The organism is Halomonas sp. BM-2019 (genome assembly GCF_017584085.1).
Map to the genome: position 1 here is coordinate 333,195 of NZ_CP071922.1, position 4,994 is coordinate 338,188.

The 4,994-nt window shown below is 69.5% G+C and carries 2 protein-coding genes and 1 pseudogene; 1 reads left to right on the plus strand and 2 read right to left on the minus strand.

The genetic code is table 11. The annotated features are described in order from the left end of the window. Positions 1–56: 56 nt before the first annotated feature. Both J5F18_RS01720 and J5F18_RS01725 read right to left on the minus strand, forming a co-directional pair. A pseudogene (locus tag J5F18_RS01720) lies at positions 57–1,970 on the minus strand (heavy metal translocating P-type ATPase); the annotation flags it as partial. 75 nt (positions 1,971–2,045) lie between these two features. Further along, positions 2,046–2,597 (minus strand): Spy/CpxP family protein refolding chaperone, encoded by a 552-nt coding sequence (locus J5F18_RS01725; RefSeq protein ID WP_346300636.1) that lies wholly within the window; start codon positions 2,595–2,597, stop codon positions 2,046–2,048. 1,177 nt (positions 2,598–3,774) lie between these two features. Between J5F18_RS01725 and J5F18_RS01730 the strand changes: the two genes are divergently transcribed. Beyond that, a partial coding sequence (locus J5F18_RS01730) for a multicopper oxidase domain-containing protein (RefSeq protein WP_346300637.1) occupies positions 3,775–4,994 on the plus strand: 1,220 nt, incomplete at its 3' end.

Here is a 4,994-nt window from a genome sequence, read left to right on the forward strand (position 1 = left end):
GCCTCGACCGATTCCTCCTTGAGGGTGTCGGCCACGGCCACCAGGCCCAGGGCCTGGCCGTCGGCGGCGACGATCACCACGGTGCGCCCCTTGCCCTCGAGCTCGCCCATGGCCTCATCCAGGGCGTCGAGGCCGGCCACACCCTCCTCCTCGAGCAGGCGGCGGTTGCCGATCAGCACCGTCTCGTCGTCCACCCGGCCCGAGACGCCCCGGGCGCCGGTGGAGCGGAACTCGCCGACCTCGCCGGGCTCGACGCCGCGCTCCCGGGCGCCCTCGACGATGGCCCGGGCGATGGGGTGCTCCGAGGCGTTCTCCACGCTCGAGGCCAGAGTCAGCAGCCGGGTCTCGTCGACTCCCTCGGCGGCCACCACCTCGGTCAGCTTGGGCTCGCCGCGGGTGATGGTGCCGGTCTTGTCGAGCACCATCACCTTGACGTCCTTGAAGGTCTGGATCGCCTCGCCGGAGCGGATCAGGATGCCGCGTTCGGCGCCGATGCCGGAGCCCACCATCAGCGCGGTGGGGGTGGCCAGGCCCAGGGCGCAGGGGCAGGCGATGACCAGCACCGCCACGGCGGCCAGTATCGCCAGCACCGGGGTGGCGGCCTCGGGGTTCACCCAGGGCAGGAAGCCGGCGCCCCAGTCGAGGATCGGACGCAGGGCGTCGGGCACCAGCAGCCAGATCACCAGGCTGGCCAGGGCGATCAGGATCACCGCCGGCACGAAGCGCCCGGTCATGCGGTCGGCGAACTCCTGGATCGGTACCCGAGAGCCCTGGGCCTGGTCGATCAGGCGGACCACCTGGGCGAGGAAGGTGTCGCCGCCGACCCGGGTCGCCTTGACCCGCAGGCGTCCCTCCTTGTTGAGGGTGGCGCCGATCACGCTGTCGCCGGTGCTCTTGTAGACGGGGATCGATTCGCCGGTGGCGATGGACTCGTCCAGATGGCTCTCGCCTTCCACCACCTCGCCGTCGGTGGGGACCTTGTCGCCGGGGCGCACGACCATGATGTCGCCCGGCACCAGCTCCTTCACCGGCACCTCGACCTCCTCGCCGTCGCGCTCCACCCGCGCCGTCTTGGCGCCCAGGGTCAGCAGGCGGCGGATGGCCTGGGAGGCGCGCCCCTTGGCCAGCGCCTCCAGGTAGCGCCCCAGCAGGTGGAAGGTCATGATGGTGGCGCCCATCTCGATGAAGGAGGTCATCGGGGTGATGAAACCGACCAGGCCGATCAGGTAGGGCGGCAGGCTGCCCATGGAGATCAGCACGTCCATGTTGAAGGTGCCGTTCTTCAGCGAGCGCCAGCTCGAGCGGTGCGTGGCGGCGCCGCCGTAGAGAAAGATCACCGGGAAGGCCAGCACGGCGATGATCGCGAGATACCCCGGGATCGGCTGCCAGAACATGTGCGGCATCATCAGGATCATGATCAGGGTGGTGGGTATCCCGGCGATGATCAGCCGCTTGCGCGCCGTGGCGAGGTAGGCCGCCTCGATCTCGGCGTCGTCGCCGGCGTCCTCCGCCTCGTCGGCCTGGACGGCGGCCACGTCATAGCCGGCGCCCTCCACGGCGCGCTTGAGGGCATCACCATCGGGGCCGCCCGCGGCGACGGTGACGCTGACCCGGTGATGGGCGATATTGGTGTCGATCCGCTCGATACCCTCGAGGCGTTCGAGGGTGCTGCGGATGATGCCGGCACAGTGGTCCGAGCCCATGCCGGGCACCGTCAGGCGGATCGGTGGCTGGCCGCCACCGCTGACCGCGGCCACGTCGTAGCCGGCGCCCTCCACGGCGCGCTTCAGGGCATCGGGGTCGGGGCCGTTCTGCTGGGTGGTCACCCTGACGCGATGGCTGGCGATGTTGGTGTGGATCTCGCCCACGCCATCCAGGCGCGAGAGCGTCTGGCGCACGATGCCGGCACAGTGGTCGCTGCCCATGCCGGGCACCGTCAGGGTGATCGTTCTAGAGGGGGTCTGGCTCATGGGGTGCCTCCTGCTGGCGCTGCCGAGTGGACGGCCAGCCCTGGCCGTCCGGTTGCCGACTCGGTGACCTCCCGGTCAGTGATGGGCGTCGTGGTTGTCGGGATCGACGCCGCTCTCGGGCGTGGCCTGCCGAAGCTGCTGGCGCTGCTCGTCGGTGAGCAGGTCGTGCATGGCGTTACGGATGCGCACCATCTCGGCCATCATCTCGCCGTGCAGCTCGGCCATCCGGCCGTGAAGCGCCTGCACCTCGTCCGGGTCGGGCCGCTCGCCGTGCATCTCGGCCATCAGGTCGTCGCGCAGGTTCATCAGCTGCCCCATCCGCTCGAACTGGGCGGGGCGGTGCTCCCGCATCAGCTCACGCAGCTCGCTGCGCTGGTCGGGCTCGAGCATCGGCATCATGCCCATGCCCATGCCCATGCCCATGCCCATGCCCATGCCCATGCCCTTATCCCCCATCATCGGGCAGGGCATCATGCCTTCACCCATCATGCCCGGACCCATGCCCATGCCGCCTTGGCCGCCGCCCGTCATGCCGGGACCCATGCCCTGTGCCGTCGCGACGCTCGTGCCGGCGAGGGCGAGAGCCAGAGTCATGCCAAGGGCGGTGGTCTGCTTGCGAATGCTCATCTCGGTTCTCCTGTGGGCGGAATCGCCCACTGCTGGGGGGAGCCATGGGCTCCGTGATACGGGAAACTGCGGGCCTGAGGCTCTGGCGCCCAGGCAGGAGTAGCCCGTCGAGGCATCACTCGACAGGGGGAAGGGGCGCTCGCTCAGGAGCGGAAGCGCTGCGTCAGGAGGTAGAGTGGCGGTGAGGCCCGATCAAGCGGCCTCGCACGGGGAGCGCCAAGCACGTTGATGGCATGAGGAGAGGGCCCGGACGCCAAAAGCATCAGGATGAGCAGGTCAGGAGGGGGATCTGGTGTCTCGCTCCGGGGCAGCGCAGGCGAGGCGTGGCGCCAGCCCGGGCCATGGTGGCAGTGGGGATGCTCGGTCGGAGTCGTGTGCTGGAGTGAGGGCGGAGTTGATTCGACAGCGAGCGCCCAGTCGGTCTGGGTCTGGTGATCGGCTGGGCCGGAGAATACCCAAGGATGGGCATGTGCCTGGGACGGAGACACGACCAACAGCAGTACCAGCATGAGTGCCATGCCCAGCGACAGCGATAGGCCAAATGGGCCTGCTTTCGCACTGTTGCCTGGGCTGGGGGGACACATGGCGTGGTGCTCGCGAGTGGTTGGGTATTGTCCTAACCCTAGTCCAGTGGCATCGGCTGTCCATTGATGCATGTCATAAAATCATGGGCAGTAAACCTGTGTGCAGGGCTTAGGTTGCTGGCGTCCCGGAGACCGTGAAATACTTCGTTTCCCACCCCTGCACTGGCTTGTTTGCTACCCCATGCGCCGTTCCTTCTGCTCTTGGTGGCTCTGCCTGACAATGGCCCTGCTGATGGCCATGGCGTCGCCCGTGGCGGCGACCGGGCACCATGGAGATACTGCCTGCCTCGATAGCCTGGCGGCTCCCGAGCAGACAGCCTCTTGGGGCATGGCAGGCGCCGCCGACCTGGATGACACGGACGCCACGGTAGCCGCTTCCTGCTGCCTGCCCTGTGCCCAGTGCGGTACCACCGCGGCCCTGCTGGCCGGCGATGCGCTAGCGGCTTCCCTGCCGTTGAGCGGGCCCGACCTGGGTGGACCCTCGGGCCCTCCTGACCCGTTCGAGCGTCCTCCTCGCAGCTGAACCTCTCCCCCTGATGACACCGCGGGCGATCGATCCGCGGTGAGAGTGTTCATGTCACGAGGATAATTCGATGAATCGTCGCGAATTCCTGGGCTATTCGGCGCTGGGTACCCTGGTGCTGACGACGGCGGGGACCATGGGCTATGCCCTGTCACGCCAACATCCCCAGTCGGCTGCCCCCGCCGTTCTTGCCGCCCCCCCGAAGGGCGGGCAGCCGCTTCAGCCGCTGCCGCGTATCGCCAACCTGAGTGAAACGGCGGGTCGCTTTCGCAGCGCGCTGACCCCGGCCCCCCATGCGGTGCCGCTCGGCGATGAGCTCGAGGCCAGGCTATGGCTCTACAACGGCAAGGTGGCGCCGCTGATCGAGGTGCGCGAGGGCGACAAGCTGGACATCACCCTGATCAACGAGCTGGAGCAGGAGACCACCCTGCACTGGCACGGCGTGCCGGTACCCCAGGCCCAGGATGGTGCCCCCTGGGACGCCGTGGCCCCGGGCGAGTCTCGCCAGTACCGCTACACCTTCCCCGCGGGCAGCGCCGGCCTGCACTGGTTCCATCCGCATCCCCACGAGGGCACCGCCCGACAGGTAGCCCACGGCCTGGCCGGGGCCCTGCTGGTGCGCCCGCCCCAGGACCTGCTGCCCGTCGAGGTGGAGGAGCACCTGCTGGTGGTCAGCGACCTGCGCCTGAGGGCGAACGGCGAGATCGCGCCGCATACCGCCGAGGACTGGATGAACGGCCGCGAGGGCGAGCTGCTGCTGGTCAACGGCCAGCGCGAGCCGCGCCTGGACGTGGCCCCGGGGACCACGCTGCGCCTGCGCCTGATCAACGCCTGCGCCGGCCGCTACCTGCGCCTGCGCCTGGACGAGCATGAACTCACCCTGATCGGCACCGACGGCGGGCTGATCGAGCGACCGCAGCCGCTCGAGGAGCTGCTGCTCACCCCGGGGGAGCGGGCCGACCTGCTGGTGCGGGTGAGCGAGCGGGCCGAAGGGCGCTTCCTGCTGGCCAGCCACCCCTACGAGCGGGGCTGGATGGGCGCTCGGCCGCCCCACCTGGATCAGGTCGCCCCGCTGTTGGCGATCCATACCCGCAACGCCGGTCGACATCCCGCCCTCAGGCTGCCCGAGCGCCTGGGGCGCGTCGAGCCCCTGGGCGAACCGGCCGTGCGCCGCCGGGTGGAGTTCACCGAGGTGATGGACCATGACGATCACGGTGCGGGACACGGCGACCCCCATGCCGCTCACGGTGGCGGCAGCGGCAGTCATCATGGCACCCATGGCCCGGGGGC

Bases quoted from the DNA above. Each gene is read 5' to 3' on its own strand.
- J5F18_RS01725 (WP_346300636.1), bottom strand. From the start codon at position 2,597: ATGAGCATTCGCAAGCAGACCACCGCCCTTGGCATGACTCTGGCTCTC.